At 71.6% G+C, this 22,497-nt stretch carries 16 protein-coding genes and 1 pseudogene; 7 read left to right on the forward strand and 10 right to left on the reverse strand.

Annotated elements, in window-relative coordinates; all coding sequences use genetic code 11:
- Nucleotides 1–125 precede the first annotated feature (125 nt).
- Nucleotides 126–1,769 carry an ABC-F family ATP-binding cassette domain-containing protein gene (locus tag ACFUN8_RS30115; protein ID WP_383644387.1) on the reverse strand — a complete coding sequence of 548 codons (1,644 nt, stop codon included), beginning with the start codon at nucleotides 1,767–1,769 and terminating at the stop codon, nucleotides 126–128.
- Nucleotides 1,770–1,810: 41 nt separating this feature from the next.
- Nucleotides 1,811–2,326, reverse strand: coding sequence for a TrmH family RNA methyltransferase (locus ACFUN8_RS30120; protein ID WP_383644390.1), 516 nt, complete (start codon nucleotides 2,324–2,326; stop codon nucleotides 1,811–1,813).
- Between the two features lie 154 nt (nucleotides 2,327–2,480).
- Here ACFUN8_RS30120 and ACFUN8_RS30125 point away from each other — a divergent pair, with 154 nt between their 5' ends.
- Nucleotides 2,481–3,440 carry an FAD-dependent oxidoreductase gene (locus ACFUN8_RS30125; RefSeq protein ID WP_383644393.1) on the forward strand — a complete coding sequence of 320 codons (960 nt, stop codon included), beginning with the start codon at nucleotides 2,481–2,483 and terminating at the stop codon, nucleotides 3,438–3,440.
- Nucleotides 3,441–3,477: 37 nt separating this feature from the next.
- Here the strand turns inward: ACFUN8_RS30125 and ACFUN8_RS30130 are convergent, their stop codons facing one another.
- Both ACFUN8_RS30130 and ACFUN8_RS30135 read right to left on the reverse strand, forming a co-directional pair.
- Entirely contained in the window at nucleotides 3,478–5,223 is a 1,746-nt protein-coding gene (locus ACFUN8_RS30130; protein WP_383644424.1) for a BCCT family transporter, read from the reverse strand.
- A 72-nt stretch (nucleotides 5,224–5,295) separates the two neighbouring features.
- A complete protein-coding gene (locus ACFUN8_RS30135; protein ID WP_383644396.1) occupies nucleotides 5,296–6,594 on the reverse strand; it encodes a M14 family metallocarboxypeptidase in 1,299 nt (432 codons plus the stop codon).
- 277 nt (nucleotides 6,595–6,871) lie between these two features.
- Here ACFUN8_RS30135 and ACFUN8_RS30140 point away from each other — a divergent pair, with 277 nt between their 5' ends.
- Entirely contained in the window at nucleotides 6,872–7,912 is a 1,041-nt protein-coding gene (locus tag ACFUN8_RS30140; RefSeq protein ID WP_383644398.1) for a LacI family DNA-binding transcriptional regulator, read from the forward strand.
- Between the two features lie 48 nt (nucleotides 7,913–7,960).
- Here ACFUN8_RS30140 and ACFUN8_RS30145 read toward each other — a convergent pair.
- Nucleotides 7,961–10,222 (reverse strand): annotated as a pseudogene (locus ACFUN8_RS30145) (glycosyl hydrolase); the annotation flags it as partial.
- Between the two features lie 231 nt (nucleotides 10,223–10,453).
- Nucleotides 10,454–11,323, reverse strand: coding sequence for a putative protein N(5)-glutamine methyltransferase (locus ACFUN8_RS30150; RefSeq protein WP_383644401.1), 870 nt, complete (start codon nucleotides 11,321–11,323; stop codon nucleotides 10,454–10,456).
- A 308-nt stretch (nucleotides 11,324–11,631) separates the two neighbouring features.
- Here ACFUN8_RS30150 and sph point away from each other — a divergent pair, with 308 nt between their 5' ends.
- The gene (gene sph / locus ACFUN8_RS30155) at nucleotides 11,632–12,660 is read left to right on the forward strand and encodes a sphingomyelin phosphodiesterase (RefSeq protein ID WP_383644404.1); all 1,029 of its coding nucleotides are present in this window, start codon (nucleotides 11,632–11,634) and stop codon (nucleotides 12,658–12,660) included.
- Here sph and ACFUN8_RS30160 read toward each other — a convergent pair.
- Nucleotides 12,623–13,138 (reverse strand): hypothetical protein, encoded by a 516-nt coding sequence (locus ACFUN8_RS30160; RefSeq protein ID WP_383644407.1) that lies wholly within the window; start codon nucleotides 13,136–13,138, stop codon nucleotides 12,623–12,625. The genes sph and ACFUN8_RS30160 overlap by 38 nt on opposite strands.
- Nucleotides 13,139–13,400: 262 nt before the next feature.
- Between ACFUN8_RS30160 and ACFUN8_RS30165 the strand changes: the two genes are divergently transcribed.
- The 3 genes from ACFUN8_RS30165 (at nucleotide 13,401) to ACFUN8_RS30175 (ending at nucleotide 16,222) form a co-directional block, all read left to right on the forward strand.
- Nucleotides 13,401–14,297 (forward strand): virginiamycin B lyase, encoded by an 897-nt coding sequence (locus ACFUN8_RS30165; RefSeq protein WP_383644427.1) that lies wholly within the window; start codon nucleotides 13,401–13,403, stop codon nucleotides 14,295–14,297.
- Between the two features lie 180 nt (nucleotides 14,298–14,477).
- Entirely contained in the window at nucleotides 14,478–15,413 is a 936-nt protein-coding gene (locus ACFUN8_RS30170) for a GNAT family N-acetyltransferase (protein ID WP_383644430.1), read from the forward strand.
- A gap of 65 nt (nucleotides 15,414–15,478) precedes the next feature.
- Nucleotides 15,479–16,222 carry a MerR family transcriptional regulator gene (locus ACFUN8_RS30175; protein ID WP_383644410.1) on the forward strand — a complete coding sequence of 248 codons (744 nt, stop codon included), beginning with the start codon at nucleotides 15,479–15,481 and terminating at the stop codon, nucleotides 16,220–16,222.
- Between the two features lie 75 nt (nucleotides 16,223–16,297).
- Here the strand turns inward: ACFUN8_RS30175 and ACFUN8_RS30180 are convergent, their stop codons facing one another.
- From ACFUN8_RS30180 to ACFUN8_RS30190, 3 genes are read right to left on the reverse strand one after another with little or no spacing between them, the layout of a single operon-like run.
- Nucleotides 16,298–18,472: a 3-hydroxyacyl-CoA dehydrogenase NAD-binding domain-containing protein gene (locus ACFUN8_RS30180; protein WP_383644413.1), complete on the reverse strand. Its 2,175-nt coding sequence runs from the start codon at nucleotides 18,470–18,472 to the stop codon at nucleotides 16,298–16,300.
- A gap of 42 nt (nucleotides 18,473–18,514) precedes the next feature.
- A complete protein-coding gene (locus tag ACFUN8_RS30185) occupies nucleotides 18,515–19,729 on the reverse strand; it encodes an acetyl-CoA C-acetyltransferase (protein WP_383644416.1) in 1,215 nt (404 codons plus the stop codon).
- A gap of 12 nt (nucleotides 19,730–19,741) precedes the next feature.
- Entirely contained in the window at nucleotides 19,742–20,938 is a 1,197-nt protein-coding gene (locus tag ACFUN8_RS30190) for a CaiB/BaiF CoA transferase family protein (RefSeq protein WP_383644419.1), read from the reverse strand.
- 275 nt (nucleotides 20,939–21,213) lie between these two features.
- Between ACFUN8_RS30190 and ACFUN8_RS30195 the strand changes: the two genes are divergently transcribed.
- Nucleotides 21,214–22,404, forward strand: a complete 1,191-nt coding sequence (locus ACFUN8_RS30195; protein WP_383644422.1) for a saccharopine dehydrogenase family protein — start codon at nucleotides 21,214–21,216, stop codon at nucleotides 22,402–22,404.
- Nucleotides 22,405–22,497 lie beyond the last annotated feature (93 nt).

The raw sequence follows: 22,497 nt of genomic DNA on the forward strand, positions 1-22,497 counted from the left end.
AGCCTGCACCGGCGAACAGCGCGATGGCCGACGCGCTGCGGAGGGCGGGGCTGGGGGGCTGAGCGCGGCCGGTCTCCTGCGGTCCCGCTTCAGCGGGACCGCAGGCGGCGCGCCCGGCGGCGGTGTCAGACCTCCGTCACCTTGCCCGCCGCGATCTCGACGCGGCGGCTCGTGCGGACGGACTCCAGCATGCGGCGGTCGTGCGTGACCAGCAGCAGTGTGCCCTCGTAGCTGTCGAGCGCCGACTCCAGTTGCTCGATCGCCGCCAGGTCGAGATGGTTCGTCGGCTCGTCCAGGACCAGCAGGTTCACTCCCCGGCCCTGGAGCAGCGCCAGCGCCGCGCGGGTGCGTTCACCTGGGGAGAGCGTGGTCGCCGGGCGCAGTACGTGGGCCGCCTTGAGGCCGAACTTGGCCAGTAGCGTGCGGACTTCGGCCGGTTCCGTGTCCGGGACGGCCGCGCAGAAGGCGTCGAGCAGCGTCTCCGTGCCGTAGAAGAGCGCGCGGGCCTGGTCGACCTCGCCGACCACCACGCCCGAGCCCAGCGAGGCCGCGCCCGCGTCGGGTGACAGCCGGCCGAGGAGGAGCGCCAGGAGGGTGGACTTGCCCGCGCCGTTCGCGCCGGTGATGGCGACCCGGTCCGCCCAGTCGATCTGGAGCGACGCGGGTCCGAAGTGGAAGTCGCCGCGCCGGACTTCGGCGCCGTTCAGCGTCGCGACGACCGAACCGGAGCGCGGGGCCGAGGCGATCTCCATCTGGAGTTCCCACTCCTTGCGGGGCTCGTCGACGGCCTCGGCGTCCAGGCGTTCGATCAGACGCTGGGTCTGGCGGGCCTTCGCGGCCTGCTTCTCGGTGGACTCGGAGCGCAGCTTACGGGCCATCTTGTCATTGTCCGTGGCCTTGCGGCGCGCGTTCTTGACGCCCTTCTCCATCCAGGAGCGCTGCATGTGGGCCCTCCCCTGGAGCGATGAGCGCTTGTCGGCGTACTCGTCGTACTCCTCGCGGGCGTGCTGCCGGGCCCGCTCGCGTTCTTCGAGGTATGCCGCGTAGCCGCCGCCGAAGAGGTTGACCTGCTGCTGGGCCAGGTCGAGTTCGAGGACCTTGGTGACGGTACGGGTGAGGAACTCACGGTCGTGGCTGACGAGGACCGTACCGGCGCGGAGGCCGCTCACGAAGGATTCGAGGCGTTCGAGTCCGTCGAGGTCGAGGTCGTTCGTCGGCTCGTCCAGGAGGAAGACGTCGTAGCGGGACAGCAGCAGGGACGCGAGACCGGCGCGGGCCGCCTCGCCGCCGGAGAGCGCGGTCATCGGCTGATCGAGGCCGACCGTCAGGCCCAGGGACGCGGCCACTTCCTCGGCGCGTTCGTCGAGGTCGGCGCCGCCGAGCCCGAGCCAGCGCTCCAGGCCGACGGCGTACGCGTCGTCCGCGCCGGGCGCGCCGTCGACCAGGGCCTGGGTGGCCGCGTCGAGCGTGGCCTGGGCGTCGATGACGCCCGTGCGCCGGGCGAGGAAGTCCCTTACGGATTCGCCGGGGTGGCGCTCGGGCTCCTGCGGGAGATGGCCCACGGTGGCGCTGGGCGGGGACAGGCTCAGCGCCCCGTCCTCGGGTGTGTCGAGCCCGGCGAGCAGCCGGAGCAGGGTCGACTTCCCGGCTCCGTTGACCCCGACGAGACCGATCACGTCGCCGGGGGCGACGACGAGGTCGAGCTCCGCGAAGAGTGAGCGGTCGCCGTGTCCGGCGGCGAGATTCTTGGCGACGAGAGTGGCAGTCATCAGACCGTCGATTCTAGGGGGCGGAGGGCGGAGGCTCGTGGTCAGAGCAGGCCCGCCAGTCTGTAGAGGGCCAGGCTGCCGGCCACGGCGACGTTGAGGCTGGCGCCGGTGCCGACCATGGGGATCTCCACGCAGGTGTCCAACAGGTCCAGGGCCTCGGGCGGGATGCCGTGCTGTTCGTGGCCGAGGACCATCACGGTGGGCTGCCGGGCGGCGGGCAGGTCCGCGAGGCGTACCGCCTCGTCGGCGAGTTCCACCCCGACGACGCGCGCGCCGCGCTCCCGCTGTCGGGCCAGCCAGCCGAGCGGATCGCCCGTCCAGTGGACGCAGACGGGTCTGCGCAGGGTGTTGCCGCGGGCGAGCGCCTCCGGGACCCAGGGGAAGCGCGGGAGCGCGAGGCACGCGCCGACCGCGTCGCAGGTGCGGGCGAGGGTGCCGAGGTTGGCGCCGTGCAGGGGCCACAGCGGCGCCGCGTAGAGGTGGTCCCAGCAGGAGTGGGGGCGCGGGCGGCGGCTGCGGCGCAGTTCGCCGGGGGTACGGGTGCGGATCGCCGTCATCGGCGCGAGGCCGTCGGCCTCCGGGACTCGGGATGCATGTCGTACGGCGATTCGCGGCTCGCCGGGGCCATCGTCGGTCAGGCGGTGGAGGAGACGAGCTTGGCTCGTCGGGCGCGGGGTGTCCAGCGAATTCCGCCTCGGCTACCGTCCCGGCATGACTGAGACCGTGATCGTGATCGGTGGCGGGGTCGTCGGGCTGACGACCGCCGTCGTACTCGCCGAGCAGGGGCGAGAGGGGCGTCGGGTGCGTGTGTGGTCGCGGGACCCCGCCGCGGACACCACGTCGGCGGTGGCGGGCGCGCTGTTCTGGCCGTACCGGATCGAGCCCGCCGAGCGGGTCGGCCCGTGGTCCCTGCGGTCGTTGCGCGAGTACGTGGCGCTGGCCCGGGATCCGGGGGCGACCGGCGTACGCGTGGTGGCGGGCCTGATGACCGACACCCCGCTCGCGGGGCTGGGAAGTTGGGCGCGGGAGCTGCCCGAGCTGCGGGAGGCACGTGCCGACGAGCTGCCCGCCGGGTGCGGTCAGGGGTTGCACGGCCGGCTGCCGCTGATCGACATGCCGACGCATCTGCGGTATCTGGAGGAGCGGTTGCGCGCGGCCGGCGGCAGCGTGGAGCGGCGTACGGTCGTCGGCTTCGAGGAGGCCGCGGCCCAGGCGGCCGTCGTGGTCAACTGCTCGGGGCTCGGCGCCCGTGAGCTGGTGCCGGACGCGTCGGTGTACCCGGTGCGCGGGCAGCTCGTGATCGTGGAGAATCCGGGGATCGAGGAGTGGCTGGTGTCCAAGGGCGAGGACGCGGCCGAGCCGTCGTACCTCTTCCCCCAGCCGTTCGGCCTGCTCCTCGGCGGGACCGCCGAGGAGTACGCCTCGGACCCGCGCCCCGACCCGGCGATCGCCGCCGACATCGTCGAGCGCTGCGCGGCGCTGCGTCCACAGGTGCGGGGCGCGCGGGTGCTGGGGCACCGGGTGGGGCTGCGTCCCGCGCGGCCGGCCGTACGGATCGAGGCCGTCCGACTGCCGGGCGGGGCGCGGCTGGTGCACAACTACGGCCACGGTGGCGCGGGCGTCACCGTGGCCTGGGGCTGCGCCGAGGAGGCCGCCCGGCTGGCGGGATGAACCCGCCGGGCGGCCTCCGTACGGCAGAACAGCCGGCTCAGCGTGGCGCCGACTTCTCCGGGGTGCCGCCGGTGGGCCCGTCCGGTGTCGGGCCGATCCGGATCTCGAAGTCGCCGTCGTACTGGTCGTGTCCGGCGATGACCGCCGACTCGACGACCTCGACGCCCCGCTCCCCACGGAGGATCAGCGGGTCGCGGCGCAGGTCGCGCATGAGGGCCACACACATGCCGATCATGACGAGCGCGAAGGGCGCGGCCACCAGGATCGTCATGTTCTGCAGCCCCTTCAGCGCGTCGTCCTCGCCGTCGCCGACGAGCAGCATCACCGCGGCGACGGCACCGGTCACCACACCCCAGAAGACGATCACGTACTTGCTGGGCTCGAAGTGGCCCTTCTGGGAGAGGGTGCCCATCACGATGGACGCGGCGTCGGCGCCGGAGACGAAGAAGATGCCGACGAGGATCATCACCAGCACGCTGGTGATGGTGGCGATCGGGAAGTCCTGGAGCAGTTGGAACAGCTGGCCCTCGGGCGTCGCCTCCTTGGCGAGTTCGCCCTTGCGCTCCTGGAGCCTGATGGCCGATCCGCCGAAGATGGCGAACCAGATCAGGCTCACGGTGCTCGGTACGAGGATGACGCCGCCCACGAACTGACGGATCGTCCGGCCTCGGCTGATCCGGGCGATGAACATACCGACGAAGGGCGTCCAGGAGATCCACCACGCCCAGTAGAAGACCGTCCAGCTGCCGAGCCATTCGGCGACACCCCGGCCGCTGCTGGCCTCGGTGCGGCCCGCCAGCTCGGCGAGGTCGCCGAAGTAGGCCGCGATCGAGGTGGGCAGCAGGTCGAGGATGAAGACGGTCGGGCCGAGGATGAAGACGAACAGGGCGAGGAACAGCGCCAGCACCATGTTGGTGTTGGAGAGCCACTGGATGCCCTTCTCCACACCGGAGACCGCCGAGGCCACGAACGCCAGGGTCAGGACGGCGATGATGACGACGAGCAGCGCGGTGCTGACGTTGTCCCGCCAGTTCAGCTCGGTGAACCCGCTGCCGATCTGGAGGGCGCCCAGGCCCAGCGAGGCGGCCGAGCCGAAGAGCGTCGCGAAGATCGCGAGGATGTCGATGACGCGGCCGGGCGCGCCGTACGCGTACTTCTCGCCGATGAGCGGCACGAAGACCGCGCTGATCGTCTGGCGCCGCTTGCGCCGGAAGGTGCTGTACGCGATGGCGAGCCCGACCACGGCGTAGATGGCCCAGGGGTGCAGGGTCCAGTGGAACAGCGTGGTCGCCATGGCGGTCTCGGTGGCCGCCGCCGCGTCGACGGGGTCGGTGCCGGGGGGCGGGTCGGTGAAGAAGGTGAGCGGTTCGTTCACGCCGAAGAACATCAGGCCGATGCCCATGCCGGCGCTGAACATCATGGCGACCCAGGAGATGGTCCTGAACTCGGGCTTCTCACCCTCTTCACCGAGTGTGATCTTGCCGTAGCGGCTGATGGCCAGCCAGAGGGCGAAGACCACGAAGCCCGAGGCCACCAGGACGAAGGCCCAGCCACCGTTGTGGATCAGGCCGGAGAGCATGGAGCTGGACGCGTCCTCCAAGGAGTCGGTGGCGGCCGTCCCCCAGACCACGAAGGCGAGCGTGAGGACGGCCGTGACGCCGAACACCACCCGGTCGGTCTGGGGGCGTTGGGAGTCCTGGGGATGACCGGGCCCGTCCGTCGTGACCGACGGCGGGCCTCCTTCGGCTCCCGGTTTCTGAGCGTCCTGCGGCACGAGCAACACCTTTCGGGGTTTCACGGAGCATGCGTCGGCGCTCCGTTACGCCTTAGCACATGTGACGTGGGTCTCTTTCTATCAACAAGTCTCCACTGGTTGTCCAACGGTGAGGTGGTAGGTGGCGCGGCCGTCGAGCAGGAGCGGCACCAGCTTGCGCTGGGACTGACGCAGCGGCACGAAGGCTCCGTCACCGCGCGCGGGCAGGGCCTTCACCCCGTGCAACGCCAGTTCGTCCTTGATATCCGTGTACTGGGCGGCGTCGAGCCGGTAGCCGCAGGGCGGGTTCTCGACGGTGTCCTCGGGGGTCGCGGGCTCGTTGTCGCCGCCGCCGAGGTAGACCGTGCCGCGGTCGAGCAGTCCGGCGGCGCGGGAGAGGGCGGTGGCGGTGGAGAGCTGGACGCGGCGCTCGTCGGCGTAGCCGAACAGGCCCTTCAGGGAGTCGAGTTGGCTGTCGACCCGGCGCCGGTGGTTCAGCGCGGGGTCGTTCTCCTCGGCCTCGGACTTCGGGTCGACGCGGCTCTCGATGAGCAGGCCGACGGAGTGCTTGACCCCGGAGGCGTTGCGCAGGATGCGCTCCTGGCCGTCGCCCGCGGTCTGCTTGATCGGGTCGCCGGTGACGGGGTCGGTCCAGATACCGTACGTGCCGATGGAGTGGTCGCCGGCGCGGGCGGCCGGGCGTACGTACGCCTCCGACAGGGTCTGCGCCTCCTTGTGCACGCGGGAGGAGGTGTTGAGGTTGCGCGGCCAGAGGTCGAAGAGATCCTTGTCGTAGTACGGCGGCGTGGCGCCGTACTCGTGCAGGTCGTAGATGACGTCGGGCTCCCGGTCGCGGGTGAGCGCGGCCATGGTGCGGCCCTCGGCCGTCTTGAGCGCGATGTGGTCGCGGTTGATGTCGACGCCGTCGGAGTTGCCGCGCGTGTCGGCGGCCCGGCCGTCGGGGTTGGCGGTCGGGACGACCAGCACACTCGTACGGTCCAGGAAGCGCTTCGTCGCGCGGTCCTTGGGATAGGCCAGGTCGCGGACGGTGGTGAGGCAGGCCTCACGGCCCGAGGGCTCGTCGCCGTGCTGGCTGCAGATCAGCAGGAGGCTGGTCACCGACCGCTTGTTGCCCAGCTCGACGAGGTTGAGCGGGCGGCCCTGCTTGGTGGTGCCGATGGTGCTGACGGCGACGCGGTCGCCGCCGCGGTCGACGGCGGCGAGGAATTCCTGCTCCCGCTCCAGGGTGGTCCACCCGGCGCCGTCGCTCTCTTCGAAGCCGGTGCGCGGCGGGGTGTCGGCCGGGGCGGCGGAAGTGGCCGACGAGGGAAGTGCGGTGAGGGGGACGACGAGGGCGGCTGCCGCCACCGACAGGACGAGCGTGCGAATCCGGGACGTCATCAGGTGCGGTCTCCGATGCTCGGTGGGTGGTCCGAGGGACACATGCCCAGTGAACGGAATTCCATGGGGCGGAAACGTACTCCGGTGAACAACGGTGCGACAGAGGGTTGTCCGCGATCAGCCGTATGTCGGGAGATGCGCGCCGTCCCTGCTGAGGCGGGTCTTCGCGGACACGGCCCGGCGCTTGGGAGCGCTCTCTCGGTGGCGGGGGCAGCGGATACCCTGTACCGGTCCCGGCAGCCCGTACGGGCACCCGTACCGACGAGGAGCGCCCGCCTTGCCCGATCAGTCACCTGGGTCCCGGCCCACGCTGGAAGCCGTCGCGGCCCGCGCCGGGGTCTCCCGCGCCACCGCGTCCCGGGTGGTCAACGGCGGTGCCGGGGTGCGGCAGCCGCTGGTCGACAAGGTGCTCAGGGCCGTGGAGGAACTGGGGTACGTGCCGAACCACGCGGCGCGCACGCTGGTCACCCGGCGTACGGGCGCGGTCGCCGTGATCATCGCCGAGCCGGAGATCCGTATCTTCTCGGACCCGTTCTTCTCGCAGCAGATACGCGGCATCAGCAAGGAACTCACCGCCCACGACACGCAGTTGGTGCTGCTCCTGCTCGAAGGCCCCGGCGACTTCGGGCGGATCGCCCGGTATCTGGCGGGCGGCCATGTCGACGGCGCCCTCGCGTTCTCGCTGCACATCGACGACCCGCTGCCGGCGATCATCCGCAGGTCGGGGACACCGACGGTGTACGGCGGCCGGCCGAGCTGGACGTCCGCGCCGAGCGATCAGGGCGTGCCGTACGTGGACGCGGACAATCGCGGCGGCGCGCGGGCGGCGGTGCAGTATCTGCGCGATCTCGGGCGCGAGCGCATCGCGCACATCGCGGGCCCGCCCGACCAGACCTCGTCGACGGACCGGCTCGACGGCTACCGTGACGTGCTGCTCGACGCCGACCCGACCCTCGTCACCGAGGGCGAGTTCACCGTGGAGAGCGGCGCGCGGGCGATGAAGGAGCTGCTGGACCGGCGCCCCGACCTGGACGCGGTGTTCGCGGCCAACGACCTGATGGCGTCCGGTGCGCTGCGGGTGCTGCGCGAGCGCGGCGTCGCGGTGCCCGACGAGGTGGCGCTGGTCGGCTTCGACGACATGGTGTCCGTCGCCGAGGACACCGACCCGCCGCTGACCACGATCCGTCAGGACGTGGAGGGGCAGGGCCGGCTGATGGCGCGGCTGCTGCTGCGGGGTCTCGACAAGGACAGCGCGGAGGCGCGGGCACCGGCGTCCGTGATCACGCCGACCACGCTGGTGCGGCGGGCCTCGGCCTGAGGCCGGAGACCCGCCGCGTGTGGGGGGTGGAGGATGGTTCGGGGATCAGCCCGTGGTGCTCGCCGCGGAACGTGCGGGCACCGTCAGCGTCTTGCCGTCCGAGAACGTGACCGTCTGCTCCGTCGAGGCGAAGTTGTGCGCCGCGTACGTGCTCACGCCGCCCTTCGTGAAGACGGCCGAGGTCGGGATCGACCCGGTCACCGTCGGGTCGGGTGCGCCGACCGCGTCGAGGGTGCCGATCCAGTGGTTGACATGGGCCTTGGACTCGCCCGCCTCCGGGGACAGGGCCGCCTGGCCCGCGTCCCACTTGGCCTTCGCCCCCGCCGGGTCGGAGATCGCCTCGAACTCCCAGAGGATGTCGCGCCATTCGACGGCGGGCCCGCCGTTCTGCTCCTCCATCTCGGCGATGTTGCGGCCGATGGCCTCCTTCTCACGGCCCAGGTGGAGTGAACCCCCGGTCACGGGGAGGACGTTGATGCCGTGGATCTCCTCGGGGTTGGCGGTCCACCAGGTGGAGTACGCGCCGCCGCTGCCCCACACCATGCCGACCGTGCCGCGGGCGAAGTCGGCGGGGAAGACCTCCTGGTCGGCGTCGAACCAGTACTGGCCGATCGCCTCGGACTCGGTGGCCAGCAGATACGAACCCAGGTCACGCAGCTCGTCGTCGCCGGTCGCCGAACCCCAGAGGACGAGTCCCGCGCTGAGGTTGATGGACTCCGACGACGACTCCTGGTTGTTGCCCGCGGCGAAGCCCTGGTGTCCGGAGGCCCAGCTGTGGCCCGCGTACACGTCGAAGCCGCGCAGGAACGGGAAGTCGCTGTCCGTACGGCTCGGGTTGGCCGCGTCGCGGATCAGCGTCTCGACCATGCCGCCCCAGGCGGACTCGGCCGCCCACGCCTGGTCGTACTGGGCGACGATCGCCGCCGCGTACACGTAGTAGCTGTAGTGGAAGTGATGGTCGTTGAGTTCGGTGTCGCTGCCGTACGACGCCGGGTAACCGGTCAGCGTCTTCCAGTCGTTGTCGTAGCTGAACTCACTGGCGCCGCCCGCCGTGAACCACTCCTCAAGACGGCCCTTCAGCAGGCCCACGATCTTGTCGCGTGTCGCGGTCTCGCCGATCTGGTCGGCGATCGGGGCGAGTTGGGCGAGCCGGCCGAGCGCCTTGCCCGTCCAGTAGGTGTCGGTGGCGCCGGAGAACGGGTCGCCCGCGTTCACCACATCGTCCAACTGCGCCTTGAGCGTGGCCGCGTCGACCCCGCTCGACTCCGGCAGCGCGGGCAGCACCCCGGAGCCCTTCTGGCTGGTGGTGAAGGACGTGGACTCCCGCACCTTCATCGTGCCGCGCGGTGACACGTAGGTGTACGGGGTGAGTTCGTCGGTCGTGTTGAGCCACTGGTGCCGGTAGAGGGCCTGGAGGGTGCCCTTCTCGGTGCCTTCCTGCGGCTCGGTGGTGAGGCTGTACGTCGCCTTGACGTCGCCGCCGTCCGCGCTCCAGCTCGTCGTGGAGCCGGTGACGAAGCTGTAGGCGTACTTGGCGTACGTCGCCAGCGCGTCCTCGGAGGGCAGGAGCGCGAGCGAGAAGTAGTCCTTGTCGCCGAGTCCGGCCGTGATGGTGGAGCCCGAGACCGACCAGTCGCTGCCGGTCGGCGCGAAGAGCGCGTAGTGGTGTCCGGCGACGGTGATGCCGAGGACGTTGCCGTCGTCGGAGAAGACGGTCGGCGCGGCGGCGGCGGTGATGCTGGCGTCGCCGCCGGAGCCCTTCGCGTACACGTAGGGCATGCCGTGACCGATGGTGGTCCGCAGCGTGCGGGTGCCGTCGGACCAGTAGGGCGTGACGGTCCAGTCGGACCAGTCGTCGGCCTTGGTGTCCGGGGAGTTGAGGCCGGTGAGGCCCAGGGTGAGATCGGCCTTGTGCGCGTACTCGTACTGCCGTCCGTCACCCACGATGGCGGCGGTCGTGGGGTAGCCGACCTCAAGTCCGCCGGCGGTGGCCTGGTAGGTGAGGGGGTGGCCGTACATCGGGGTGGAGTACGGGTTGTCGCCGTACCGCTGATAGGCGAGCGAGGTCCACCAGTCGTTGGTGGGCACCGGCCGGTCCTTGGCCGCCTCGGTCAGCTTGGGCGTGACCGGGGCGCCGACGTTGTTGGTCGGGCCCGACGTCCCGGCGGGACGGGTGTCGGAGTAACTGCCCGAGCCGACGGGGATGTTGGCGGCCGCGGCGGGGCCGGCGGCGGGCCCGAGCCCTACTGCGGCCATGGCGGTGACCAGAACCAGCACCGAGGCAGGTCGTCTGGAGAGGGAGGTGGGCATGTGACGGCACCTCGAAGTCATGGGGGGAAAGTGGGTCCGAGAGCGCTCTCAGATGCAAAGGAACGTAAAACTTCTGAAACCTAAGTGTCAATAGAGCTGACAGAGAAGGCAGTTGTGTGTCGGTCGGCGTCGTCATGCGTTCGAGTCTTGACGGATCGACGGCGATGGCCGCCACCGCGTACCGGCGGGGCGGCGCCCGGGAAGGGCAGTGCACCGCCGGTACGTACGGAGTCAGTGGCCGCGCGGGTCCGGGGCGAGCGCCACGGGTCCGAGCGTGGCGCCCCTGAGCTGAGCGACGACCACGGTGGCGTCCCACTCCTCGGAGGTCACGACCCGTGGGGCGAGCCCGTCGCCCCGGACCGTGCCGACGGCGCCCGGCACCTGGCGTTCGCTGGTCTCGAACAGCAGGTGCCCGCCGGGCGCCAGCCACCGGGACGCCTCGGCCGTCACGCGCCGCAGGACGTCGAGTCCGTCGGCCCCGCCGTCGAGTGCCACCAGCGGCTCGTGTTCGCGCGCTTCCGGCGGCAGCAGTCCGACCTCCTCGCTCGGCACGTAGGGCACGTTGGCGAGCAGGATGTCGATACGGCTCCGAAGGCCGTCCGGCAGGGCGTCGAAGAGGTCGCCTTCGAGGACCGTGCCGCCGGCGCCGATGTTTCGGCGGGCGCAGACGACGGCCGCCGGGTCGATGTCGGAGGCGTACAGCTCGACGGGATCGTGCGCCGTCGCGAGTAGCGCGGCGCCCAGCGCGCCGGAGCCGCAGCACAGATCGACCACGACGGCGGGCCTTCCTGCGGGGGTCTGGTGGGCCAGGGCCGCCGCCTGTCGTACGAGGAATTCGGTCCGGCGGCGGGGGACGAAGACCCCGGCGTCGACGGCGATCCGCAGGCCGTAGAACTCGGCCCAGCCGATGACGTGCTCCAGGGGCAGTCCGGCGGCGCGGCGGCTCACCATGTCGGCGAGGTCGGCGGGGGTGCGGGCCGCGGAGACCAGGAGCCGCGCCTCGTCCTCGGCGAAGACACAGCCGGCGGCGCGCAGCCTGGTGACGACGGTGGGGAGGGAGGGCAGTGCGGAGGAGTACGGGGAGGAGAGTGTTGCCGACATGGAAACCTTTCGGGGCGCCTACGGGCGCTCCGGCGGTCTCAGCCTGTCGGTCGGACCGCGCGGCCGTGAGAGGGGAGCACCCGGCCTGACACTGCGGTAATGGGTCCCACCTCCTCGGTACGGGCTCTGCTTCGGTCGGGGGTCACAGTACCCCACGGGTGCCGGGGGCACGATCGGGTTCTGTCGCGCCGGTGCGCGGCCACCGGCCGTGTGGTGTGCGCATTGACTTCTCCCGATGGCTACCGGGAAGTAACTACGGCTGGTTTGATGAACGGCGCCGCTCCGCCCCCACCGAACCGGGAGTCCCTGTGCCGCACCCCGTGCTCCGCCGTGTCCCCGCCGTCGCGCTCTCCGGCGCGCTCGCCCTCGCGACGCTGACCGCGACCGCACCCGGCGCCGTGGCGTCGCCCGCCGCCCCGGCGCCCCAACGGGCCGCCGCGACACCGGCGTTGAAGGTGCTGACGTACAACACGTTCCTCTTCAGCAAGACGCTCTATCCGAACTGGGGCCAGGACCATCGGGCGGCGGCGATCCCGGCCGCCCCCTTCTACGGCGGCAACGACGTGGTCGTCGTGCAGGAAGCCTTCGACAACTCCTCGTCCGACGCGCTCCAGCGGAACTCGGCCGACCGGTATCCGTACCAGACACCGGTGTTGGGCCGGAGCAAGAGCGGCTGGGACGCGACGGGCGGGTCGTACTCCGCCCTCACCCCGGAGGACGGCGGCGTCGCCGTCCTCAGCAAGTGGCCGATCGTCCGCAAGGAGCAGTACGTCTTCCAGGACGCCTGCGGCAGCGATTGGTTCTCCAACAAGGGCTTCGTCTATACGGAGTTGGACGTCAACGGCAGCAAGGTCCATCTGGTCGGCACGCATACGCAGTCGACCGATCCGGGCTGCGCGGCGGGCGAGGCGGAGCGGGTGCGGAGCAGCCAGTTCAGGGCGATCGACGCCTTCCTGGACGCCAAGAACCTCCCGGCGTCCGAACAGGTGCTGGTCGCCGGGGACTTCAACGTCGACTCGCACAGCCCGGAGTACGCGTCGATGCTCGCCGACGGCGGCCTGGCCGGGGCGGACGCGCGGACCGGGCACCCGTACTCCTTCGACACGGCGGACAACTCGATCGCGGCCGAGCGCTACCCCGACGACCCGCGTGAAGACCTTGACCATGTCCTGCACCGCACGGGCCACGCGAAGCCCGACGGCTGGACGAACGAGGTGGTGAAGGAGGAGAGCGCGCCCTGGACGGTGTCGAGTTGGGGCACGGAGTACACGTACACCAATCTCTCCGACCACTACCCGGTCATCGCCTCGGCGCGGGACCTTCCGGACGCGCCCTAGTACGCGAGGCAGCTCCCGTCCCTACCGTCCGGGCCCCTAGCTTCCCGGCGCGGCCTCGCCGTGCGTCGCCGCCTCGGCGAGCGCGCGCGGCAGTGGGGGCGCGCGGTCCGTGCGCCGGATACCAGGTGGTCACCGCGTCGACCTCACCCGCCCGCAGGGCGCCGAACGGATCGCTGAAGAACACTTCCTGGAAACGGAGTTCGGCGGACGGGTGCCCGGCCCGGAAGCGGGGCAGGACCGGGGTCAGGTCGTGCGTCTGTGCGTCCATGCCCCCCGGCGTCAGCGTGCCGGCCGACCGGCGGGCGAGGGTGGTCACCTCCGCCATGGCTTCCTGGATGCCCTCGTACGCCGGCTTCAGCCGCCGCAGCGGCACCTCGCCGACGGGGGTCATCCGCACATGGAGGGCCGGGGAGAGACGCAGGCGTTCGGCGCTGCGGCCGGAGTGGAGCTCCTCCGCGAGCGTCAGAAGGATCTCCATGTCCCGCAGCTCCGTCCTGTCCCCCTTCCGTGCGGGCCCCCGGGTTCGTGACCTCTGGGTCAACGACCATTACAAGATCGGCCGTTGTTCCCGGGCCGCCCGGTAGGCATGCTGGTATCGGGCCGGAAGGCGCGTACCCCATGACCATGGGGCCCCGCCGCTCCTGGCTCCGCCCGCCGAACACGAACTCCCACGGAGAGACTCCCGCGTGACATCTGACCCGAGCGCCGCCCGGACACCCGACCCGAGGTCCGGGGCGGCAGTGACGACCGAGACCGTCGAGGAGTACACGGTGTCCGGTCGCGACAGCGGCCCGTACGCGATCACCACCGGCCCGGACGGCGCGCTGTGGTTCACCATGGTGCACAGCGGCAGGATCGGCCGGCTCGTCCCGGGGCAGGAGCCGACCAGTTGGCAGCTCGCGCCGGACAGCGGTCCGACGGTCATCTGTGACGGGCCGGACGGCGCACTGTGGTTCACCGAGTACCGGGCGCACCGGATCGGCCGGATCACCACCGACGGAACGGTCACGGAGTTCGCGACGCCGACCGCGGAGTGCGGTCCCTTCGGTGTCGCGGCGGGGCCGGACGGCGCGCTGTGGTTCACCGAGACCGCCGCCGACCGTGTCGGCCGCATCACCACCGACGGAACGGTCACGGAGTATCCGCTGCCGCGCACCGGCGCGTTCCCCTCCGCGATCTGCGCGGCCGGGGACGCGATGTGGTTCACGATGAACCAGGCCAACGCCATCGGCCGCATCGGCATGGACGGCCGCATCACGGTCCACGAGCTGCCCACCGGGGCGGCGGCGCCGGTGGGAATCGCCGCGGGGCCGGACGGGAGCGTCTGGTTCACCGAGATCGCGGCAGGTCAGATCGGTCGGAGAGCGCCCGACGGCCGGATCACCGAGTACCCGTTGCCCGACCGCTCGGCCCGGCCGCACGCCGTCACCACCGACGCCGACGGCACGGCGTGGTTCACCGAGTGGGGCGGCAACCGCGTCGGTTCCATCACCTCCGACGGCACGGTCACCCTCCACGACCTGCCCACCCCGGCCTCCGAGCCGCACGGGATCACGGTGGGCCCGGACGGTGCCCTGTGGACGGCCCTGGAGACAGGCGCGCTGGCCCGAATCCGACCGGCCCCCGAATCGGCCTGAGCGGGACGCGACGCTCGACGCCCACCGCCCGGACACCGGGTGCGCCTGACCCGTACGGCATCCCGGGTCCCGGACGCCGTACCCCTGCACAGCCGTGCCCCCTCACAGCCGCACCCCCCTCACAGCCGTATCCCTTCACAGCCGTATCCCCGCACAGGAGTTGACGTGACGCCGACATCGGTGAGCTACCGACCTCTGACCGGCCCCGAGGAGATCGCTCTCTTCTGCCGGCTCTCCTACGTCCTCGACCACGAACTGGCCGACGACTTCGCCGGCGGCTGCCGCCGCCCCGAGTGGACCTGGGTGGCCCTCGACGGTGACCGTCTCCTCGCCCGGCTCGCCTGGTGGACGACGCCGGGCGGTGACGTCCCGTTGCAGTTCGACTTCTTCGACGTCGACGACACGCTGCCGCGGGCCGACCGCGACGAGATCGGCCTGCGGCTGTTCAGGACGGCGACAGCCGCCGTCTTCCCGGCGGGCGGCAAGCTGCCGGAGTACGGCCGCTTCGTCCCGCCCGACTGGCACGAGGACCCGGCGGCTCGCGAGGTGGTCGAATCGCGCACGCGCGTGCTGGAGAGCACGGGCGCACGGCTGCTGGTCGAACGGCTGCGGCTGCAGTGGACCCCGTCGTCCCCGCTCCCGGAGTCCAAGGGGCGTCTTGTCTTCCGCCCGGTGGCCGACCGTGCGGACCTCCTCGCCCTGATGACCCCGGTCATGGAGGGCACCCTCGACGCCCACGGCCAGGCGGACCTGGCCTCCGGACTGAGCCCGCGCGAGGCGGCGGAACGGCACTACGACGGCGAGTTCGCCGGGTTCAAGAGCCCGCACGAGTGGTGGCGCATCGCCGAACTCCCCGACGGTGGCGGTCCGGTGGGCTTCGTGGTCCCGGCCCGCAACAGCTACCACCCGATCATCGCGTACCTCGGTGTCCTGCCCGCACACCGCGGCCACGGCTACATCGACGAGATTCTCGCCGAGGGCACCCGCGTCCTGGCCGCCGAAGGCGTCGACCGGATCAGGGCGTCGACGGACCTCGGCAACGTCCCCATGGCGAAGTCCTTCGCCCGTGCCGGATACGTCAACTTCGAACGCTCCCTCAACCTGGTCTGGGACTGACCCCGCAAGCGGCCGACCACCGTCTCTGTCTTTCGCAGTACTGGTGAGACAGCAATACTGTCGGCATGGAGACCGCATCCGGGGCGCCCCAGGAGCCGACGCTCACCGTCGACGAGCTGGCAGCCCGTGCCGGTGTCACCGTGCGCACCATCCGCTTCTACAGCACCCGCGGTCTGCTGCCGCCCCCGGTGATCGGCCCGCGCCGGGTCGGCCACTACGGTCACGACCACCTCTCGCGCCTCGCGCTCATCGAGGAGCTTCAGCACCAGGGCATGACCCTCGCGGCGATCGAGCGCTATCTGGAGCAGCTGCCGCCGGACCTGAGCGCGCACGACCTGGCGATCCACCGGGCGCTGGTGGCGACCTGGGCGCCGGACTCGGCGGAGGACGCGACGCGGGCCGAGCTGGAGCGGCGCGCGGGGCGGGCCCTCTCCGAGGAGGACGTCGACCGGCTGGCGGCCATGGGTGTCCTGGCCCGTGCCGACGCCCCCGGCCACTACCGGCTCGATCCGGGGCTGCTGCGCCTCGGCGTCGAGCTGCTGGACGTGCCGATCGCGCACGAGACGATCCTCGCCGCCCGTACGGTCCTGCTGGAGCACACCCGCTCCGCCGCGCACGCGCTCTCCCGCCTCTTCCGGGACGAGGTGTGGAAACCGTACGAGGGGAGCGAGCCGGACCCGGAGCGGGTGGCGGCGATGAGGTCGCTGTCGGCCCATATGCAGCCGATGGTCGTGCAGGCGCTGGTGACGGCGTTCCAGCGCTCGCTGAAGGAGGAGCTGCGGGCCGCGTTCACGGACGGGCTCAATTGAGCCCGTCCGGCGATTGAGGACAAGCGCGGCTCACGAGCCGCGTAACCCGGCCGATGTCCGGCCGCGGGACACGCCCTACCCGTCGTGGAACGTCTCGCCGCGCTCGGCCTTCGCCACCAGCGACGCGGGCGGTGCGAACCGCTCCCCGTACGTCCCGGCCAGCTCACGCGCCCGCGCGACGAAGCCGGGCAGGCCGCCCTCGTACCCGTTGATGTACTGGAGCACCCCGCCCGTCCAGGCCGGGAAGCCGATGCCCATGATGGAGCCGATGTTGGCGTCGGCGACCGTCGTCAGGACGTTCTCGTCCAGGCAGCGCACGGAGTCCAGCGCCTCCGAGAAGAGCATGCGCTCCTTCAGGTCGGTGAACGGCACGTCCGCGTCCGGCTTGGTGAAGTACTCGCGCAGGCCCGGCCAGAGGCCGGTACGGCTGCCGTCCTCGGCGTAGTCGTAGAAGCCGGCGCCGCCGGCGCGCCCCGGGCGGCCGAAGTCGTCCACCATGCGGTCGATGACCGCGTCCGCCGGGTGCGGGGTCCAGGTGCCGCCCGCCTCCTCGACCGCGCGCCGCGTCTCGTTCCGGATCTTGCGCGGCAGCGTGAGGGTCAGCTCGTCCATCAGGGAGAGGACCTTGGCGGGGTAGCCGGCCTGGGCCGCCGCCTGTTCGACGGAGGCGGGCTCGACGCCCTCGGCGACCATCGCGACGCCCTCGTTGATGAACCGGCCGATGACGCGCGAGGTGAAGAAGCCACGGGAGTCGTTGACGACGATCGGTGTCTTCTTGATCTGCCGTACGAGGTCGAAGGCGCGCGCGAGTGCTTCGTCGCCGGTCTTCCCGCCCTTGATGATCTCCACGAGCGGCATCTTGTCGACGGGTGAGAAGAAGTGCAGGCCGATGAAGTCGGCGGGCCGGGTGACGCCTTCGGCGAGGGCGGTGATCGGCAGCGTCGAGGTGTTGGAGCACAGGAGCGCGTCCGGCTCGACCACGTCCTGGATCTCCTGGAACACCTTGTGCTTGAGCGCCGTGTCCTCGAAGACCGCCTCGATCACCGCGTCGCAGCCCGCGAGGTCCGCGACCTCGCCGGTCGGGGTGATCCGCGCCAGAACCGCGTCCCGGTCGGCCTCGGTCGTACGGCCCCGGGCGACCGCCTTGGCCAGCAGCTTCTCGGAGTACGCCTTGCCCTTGGCCGCCGCCTCCGTCGTGACGTCCTTGAGGACGACGTCGATACCGGCGCGGGCGCACGAGTAGGCGATGCCCGCGCCCATCATCCCGGCGCCGAGGACGGCGACCTTGCGCACCGGGCGCCTGCCGACGTCCTGGGGGCGGCTGGCGCCCGAGTTGACCGCCTGGAGGTCGAAGAAGAACGCCTGGATCATGTTCTTGGCGGTCTGCCCGGTGACCAGTTCGGTGAAGTACCTCGCCTCGATGGTCTGCGCGGTCTCGAAGTCGACCTGTGAGCCCTCGACGGCGGCGGCCAGGATGTTGCGGGGCGCGGGGTAGGGCGCGCCGCCGGTCTGCTTCATGAGGTTGGCGGGGAAGGCCGGGAGGTTGGCGGCGAAGCGCGGGTTGGAGGGCGTACCGCCGGGGATCTTGTAGCCCTTGACGTCCCACGGCTGCCACGACTCGGGGTGCGCGTCGATGAACGCGCGTGCCCGGTCCAGCATCTCCTCGGTGGTGGCGGCGACTTCATGCACGAGGCCGTTGTCCAGGGCGCGGCGCGGCGAGTACTGGGTGCCCTGGAGCAGCACCTTGAGCAGCGCGTCGGAGATACCGAGGAGCCGTACGGTACGGGTGACGCCGCCGCCCGCGGGCAGCAGGCCGAGGGTGACCTCGGGCAGGCCGATCTTGGAGCCGGGCGCGTCGAGCGCGACGCGGTGGTGGCAGGCGAGCGCGATCTCGTAACCGCCGCCCAGGGCCGCGCCGTTGATGGCGGCGACGACGGGCTTGCCGAGGGTCTCGATGGTGCGCAGGGCGCGCTTGACGGCCAGGCCGGCGTCGTACGCCTGCTGGGCGTCGTCGGGACCTAGCTTGATCATGTCCTTGAGGTCGCCGCCGGCGAAGAACGTCTTCTTCGCGGAGGTGACGATGATGCCGCGGATGCTGTCCTTCTCGGCCTCCGCGCGTGCCGCGATCGCGGCGACCGAGGTGCGGAACCCCTGGTTCATGGTGTTGGCCGACTGGTCGGGGTCGTCGAGGACGAGGGTGACGACGCCCGTCCCGTCCTGCTCCCAGCGGATGGTGGTGGACTCGCTCATGCTGCTGCTCCGTAGAGAAGAGATGCTTGGCGGACGGGGCGGTCAGACGCGTTCGACGATGGTGGCGACTCCCATGCCGCCGCCGACGCAGAGCGTGGCGAGGCCGTACCGCTTGTCCTGGCGCTCCAGTTCGTCCACGAGGGTGCCGAGGATCATCGCGCCGGTGGCGCCGAGCGGGTGGCCGAGCGCGATGGCGCCGCCGTTGACGTTGACCTGGTCCAGCGAGAGCCCCATCTCGGCGACGTAGCGCAGGACGACGGCGGCGAACGCCTCGTTGATCTCCACGAGGTCGATGTCGTCGATGGTCAGTCCGGCCTTGGCGAGTGCCTTGCGGCTGGCGGGGGCGGGTCCGGTCAGCATGATCGTGGGCTCGGAGCCGGACACGGCGGCCGAGACGATACGGGCGCGCGGCCTCATGCCGTAGCGCTCGCCGGTCTCCTTGGAGCCGATCGCGACGAGGGACGCGCCGTCCACGATGCCGGAGGAGTTGCCCGCGTGGTGCACGTGGTCGATCTTCTCGACCCAGTGGTACTTCTGCAGCGCCACGGCGTCGAATCCGCCGAGGTCTCCGATCTGGGCGAACGACGGCTTGAGCGAGGCGAGCGTGTCGGCCGTGGTGCCGGGCCGCAGATGCTCGTCGTGGTCGAGGACGGTGAGGCCGTTGACGTCGCGGACGGGGACGACGGAGCGGGCGAACCGGCCGTCCTTCCAGGCCGCCGCCGCGCGCTCCTGCGACAGCGCGGCGAACTCGTCGACATCGCGCCGGGTGAAGCCGCCGATGGTGGCGATCAGGTCGGCGCCGATGCCCTGCGGGGCGAAGCCCGTACGGAGGTTGGTCATGGGGTCCATCGCCCAGGCGCCGCCGTCGGAGCCCATCGGCACGCGGGACATCGACTCGACGCCACCGGCCAGGATCAGGTCCTCCCAGCCCGAACGGACCTTGGCTGCGGCCAGGTTGACGGCTTCGAGGCCGGAGGCGCAGAAGCGGTTCTCCTGAACGCCCGCGACGGTGTCGGGCAGTCCGGCGGCGACGGCGGCGGTGCGCGCGATGTCGGAGCCCTGGTCGCCGAGGGGGCTGACGACGCCGAGGACGACGTCGTCGATCGCCGCCGGGTCCAGGTCGGGGAACCGGTCGCGGATCTCGTGGATGAGGCCGACGACGAGGTCGATCGGCTTGGTGCCGTGCAGGGCACCGTTGGCCTTGCCGCGACCGCGCGGGGTGCGGATCGCGTCGTACACATACGCTTCGGTACTCAAGACGGCGGCCTCTCAGGAGTCGTTGGGGGTGGCGGGGCTGGTGCTCGTGCTCGTGCCGGTGCTTCGGATGCTCGGTACGTCCCAGTCGTCGGCGATCCGCTCGGTGTCCGCCCCCGGCAGCGCGGGCGCGCTCCGTACGGAGGTGGGCGTGGCCGAGAAGCGCGGAGCGGGCGCCGGCTGGGTGATGCCCGCGTGGTCGGTGAAGGTGCCGCGGGCCACGAGGTGCGGATGGGCGGGGGCCTCGCGCAGCGACAGCACGGGTGCCACACAGGCGTCGGACTCCTCGAAGACGGCCGTCCACTCGGCGCGGGTCTTCTCCTTGAAACGGGCGGTGACCGCGGACTTCAGCTCGTCCCAGCGGCCGAAGTCCTTCCGGGCGGGGACGTCGTCCTTGATGCCGAGCAGGTCGATGAACTCGTTGTAGAACCGCTGCTCCAGCGCGCCGACGGCCATGTACTCGCCGTCGGCCGTCTCGTAGTTGCCGTAGAAGGGCGCTCCGCCGTCCAGCAGGTTCGCCCCGCGCCGGTCCTGCCAGCCGCCGGCTGCCGTCATCGCGTGGATCATCGTGGTCAGATGGGCGGCGCCGTCGACGATCGCGGCGTCCACGACCTGCCCCGTGCCGCCGGGTGTGCGGGCGTGCCGCAGGGCGGCGAGGATCCCGATGACGAGGTAGAGCGAGCCGCCCGCGTAGTCGCCGACGAGATTGGCGGGGACGGTGGGCGGCCGGTCGGCCTCGCCGAACATGGAGAGGGTGCCCGCGACGGCGATGTAGTCGATGTCGTGCCCGGCGCGCTGGGCGAGCGGACCGTCCTGGCCCCAGCCGGTCATCCGGCCGTACACGAGGCGGGGGTTGCGGGCGAGACAGTCCTCGGGGCCGATGCCGAGGCGTTCGGCGACGCCGGGGCGGTAGCCCTCGATGAGGATGTCGGCGCGCTCGACCAGGTCGAGGACCTGGGCGGGGCCGTCGTCGGACTTGAGGTCGACGAATACGGAGCGCTTGTTGCGGTTCATGAGGTCGTACGCCGGGTCGATCCCGAGCCCGGCGCCGCCCGGCCGGTCCACACGTACGACGTCGGCGCCGAGGTCGGCCAGCTGCATGGCGGCGAAGGGGCCGGGCCCGATGCCGGCCAGCTCGACCACGCGCACCCCGGCGAGCGGGCCGTTCGTGGCCCCGGCTCCGGTGCTCGGGCCGTTCGCGGTTGTTGTCATGGTGAGCCCCCAGCGGTGTGACACCAACGATGTAACAGCAATGATGTTAGGAACGCCCACCACCGCGCACAAGCCCCGCCGGGGCCGCCGGGCAAGCAAGCGCTTGTTCCTACCCGATGGTCGCAGACTTCCGCCCGTGGCGTCCGATGCTGGTCACCCACTGCCCCGTTCCGGCCACTCAGGCGCTAGCCTCGGCCCCCGGCAATGGCACGCAACGGCACGCAACGGCACCCGATGGCACCCATGTGCGGCGCGGCTCGAACGGCGGAGACACGATGAACAGGCAGAACGGGGCGGAACGCCCGTACGACGTGGTGCTCTTCGGGGCGACCGGCTTCGTCGGAACGCTCACGGCCGAATATCTCGCCCTGAGCGTGCCCGAGGGCTGCCGCTGGGCGATAGCCGGCCGCGACCGGGCGAAGCTGGAGAAGCTGCGGACCCGGCTGGCCAAGCTCTCCCCGCTCTGCGCGGACCTCCCCCTGCTGGTGGCCGACTCCGCCGACCCGGCGTCGCTGCGCGCGCTCGCCGAGTCCACCAAGGTGCTCGCCACGACGGTCGGCCCGTACCTCTGGCACGGGGAGAACCTCGTAGCCGCCTGCGCGGAGGCCGGCACCGACTACGCGGATATCACCGGCGAGCAGGAATTCGTCGACCGGATGTACGTGGCGTACGAGGACCGGGCGCGGCAGACCGGGGCGCGGCTGGTGCACGCATGCGGGTTCGACTCCGTACCGCACGATCTGGGCGCGTACTTCACGGTCCGGCAGCTGCCCGTGGACGTGCCGCTGCGCATCGACGGATTCGTCCGCACCAACGCGTTCTTCTCCGGCGGGACGCTCGCCACGGCCCTGAACGCGCTGAGCCGCGGCCGGCAGACCATGGAGGCCGCGAAGCAGCGGCGGCTGCACGAGCCCCGGCTGGTCGGGCGGCGGGCCGTCACGTCGCCGGGCGCGCCGCACTTCAGCAAGGAGACCGGCGTCTGGGCGCTGCCGCTGCCCACGCTCGACGCACACGTGGTGGCGCGCTCGGCGGCGGCGCTGCCCCGGTACGGCCCCGACTTCCGCTACCGGCACTTCGCCGCCGTCAAGTCGCTGCCGGTCGCCCTGGGCGGCACGGTGGCGGCGGGGACGGGCATCGCGCTGGCGCAGGTTCCGGCGGTCCGACGGGCGCTGATGAACCGTTACGAGCCCGGTGCCGGGCCCGGCGAGGCGCGCAGGAGCACCAGTTGGTTCACGGTGCGGTTCGTGGGCGAGGGCGGTGGACGCAGGGTGTTCACCGAGGTCGCGGGCGGTGACCCGGGGTACGACGAGTCGGCGAAGATGCTGGCCGAGTCGGTGCTGAGTCTGGCCTTCGACGACCTTCCCGACACGGCGGGCCAGGTCACCACCGCCGCCGCGATGGGGGACGCGCTGCTGGGACGGTTGCGGTCGGCCGGGATGACGTTCCGGGTCGCGCACTCGCGCTGAGACCGGGCCGTGGGGACGAGGACAGCGGAGTGCGGCGGGGCCCCCCCCCCCCCCCGCCCCCCCCCCCCACCCCAACCCCCCCCCCCCCGCGGG

It is taken from the genome of Streptomyces sp. NPDC057307, from assembly GCF_042667665.1.
In the GTDB taxonomy this organism is placed as follows: Bacteria; Actinomycetota; Actinomycetes; order Streptomycetales; family Streptomycetaceae; genus Streptomyces.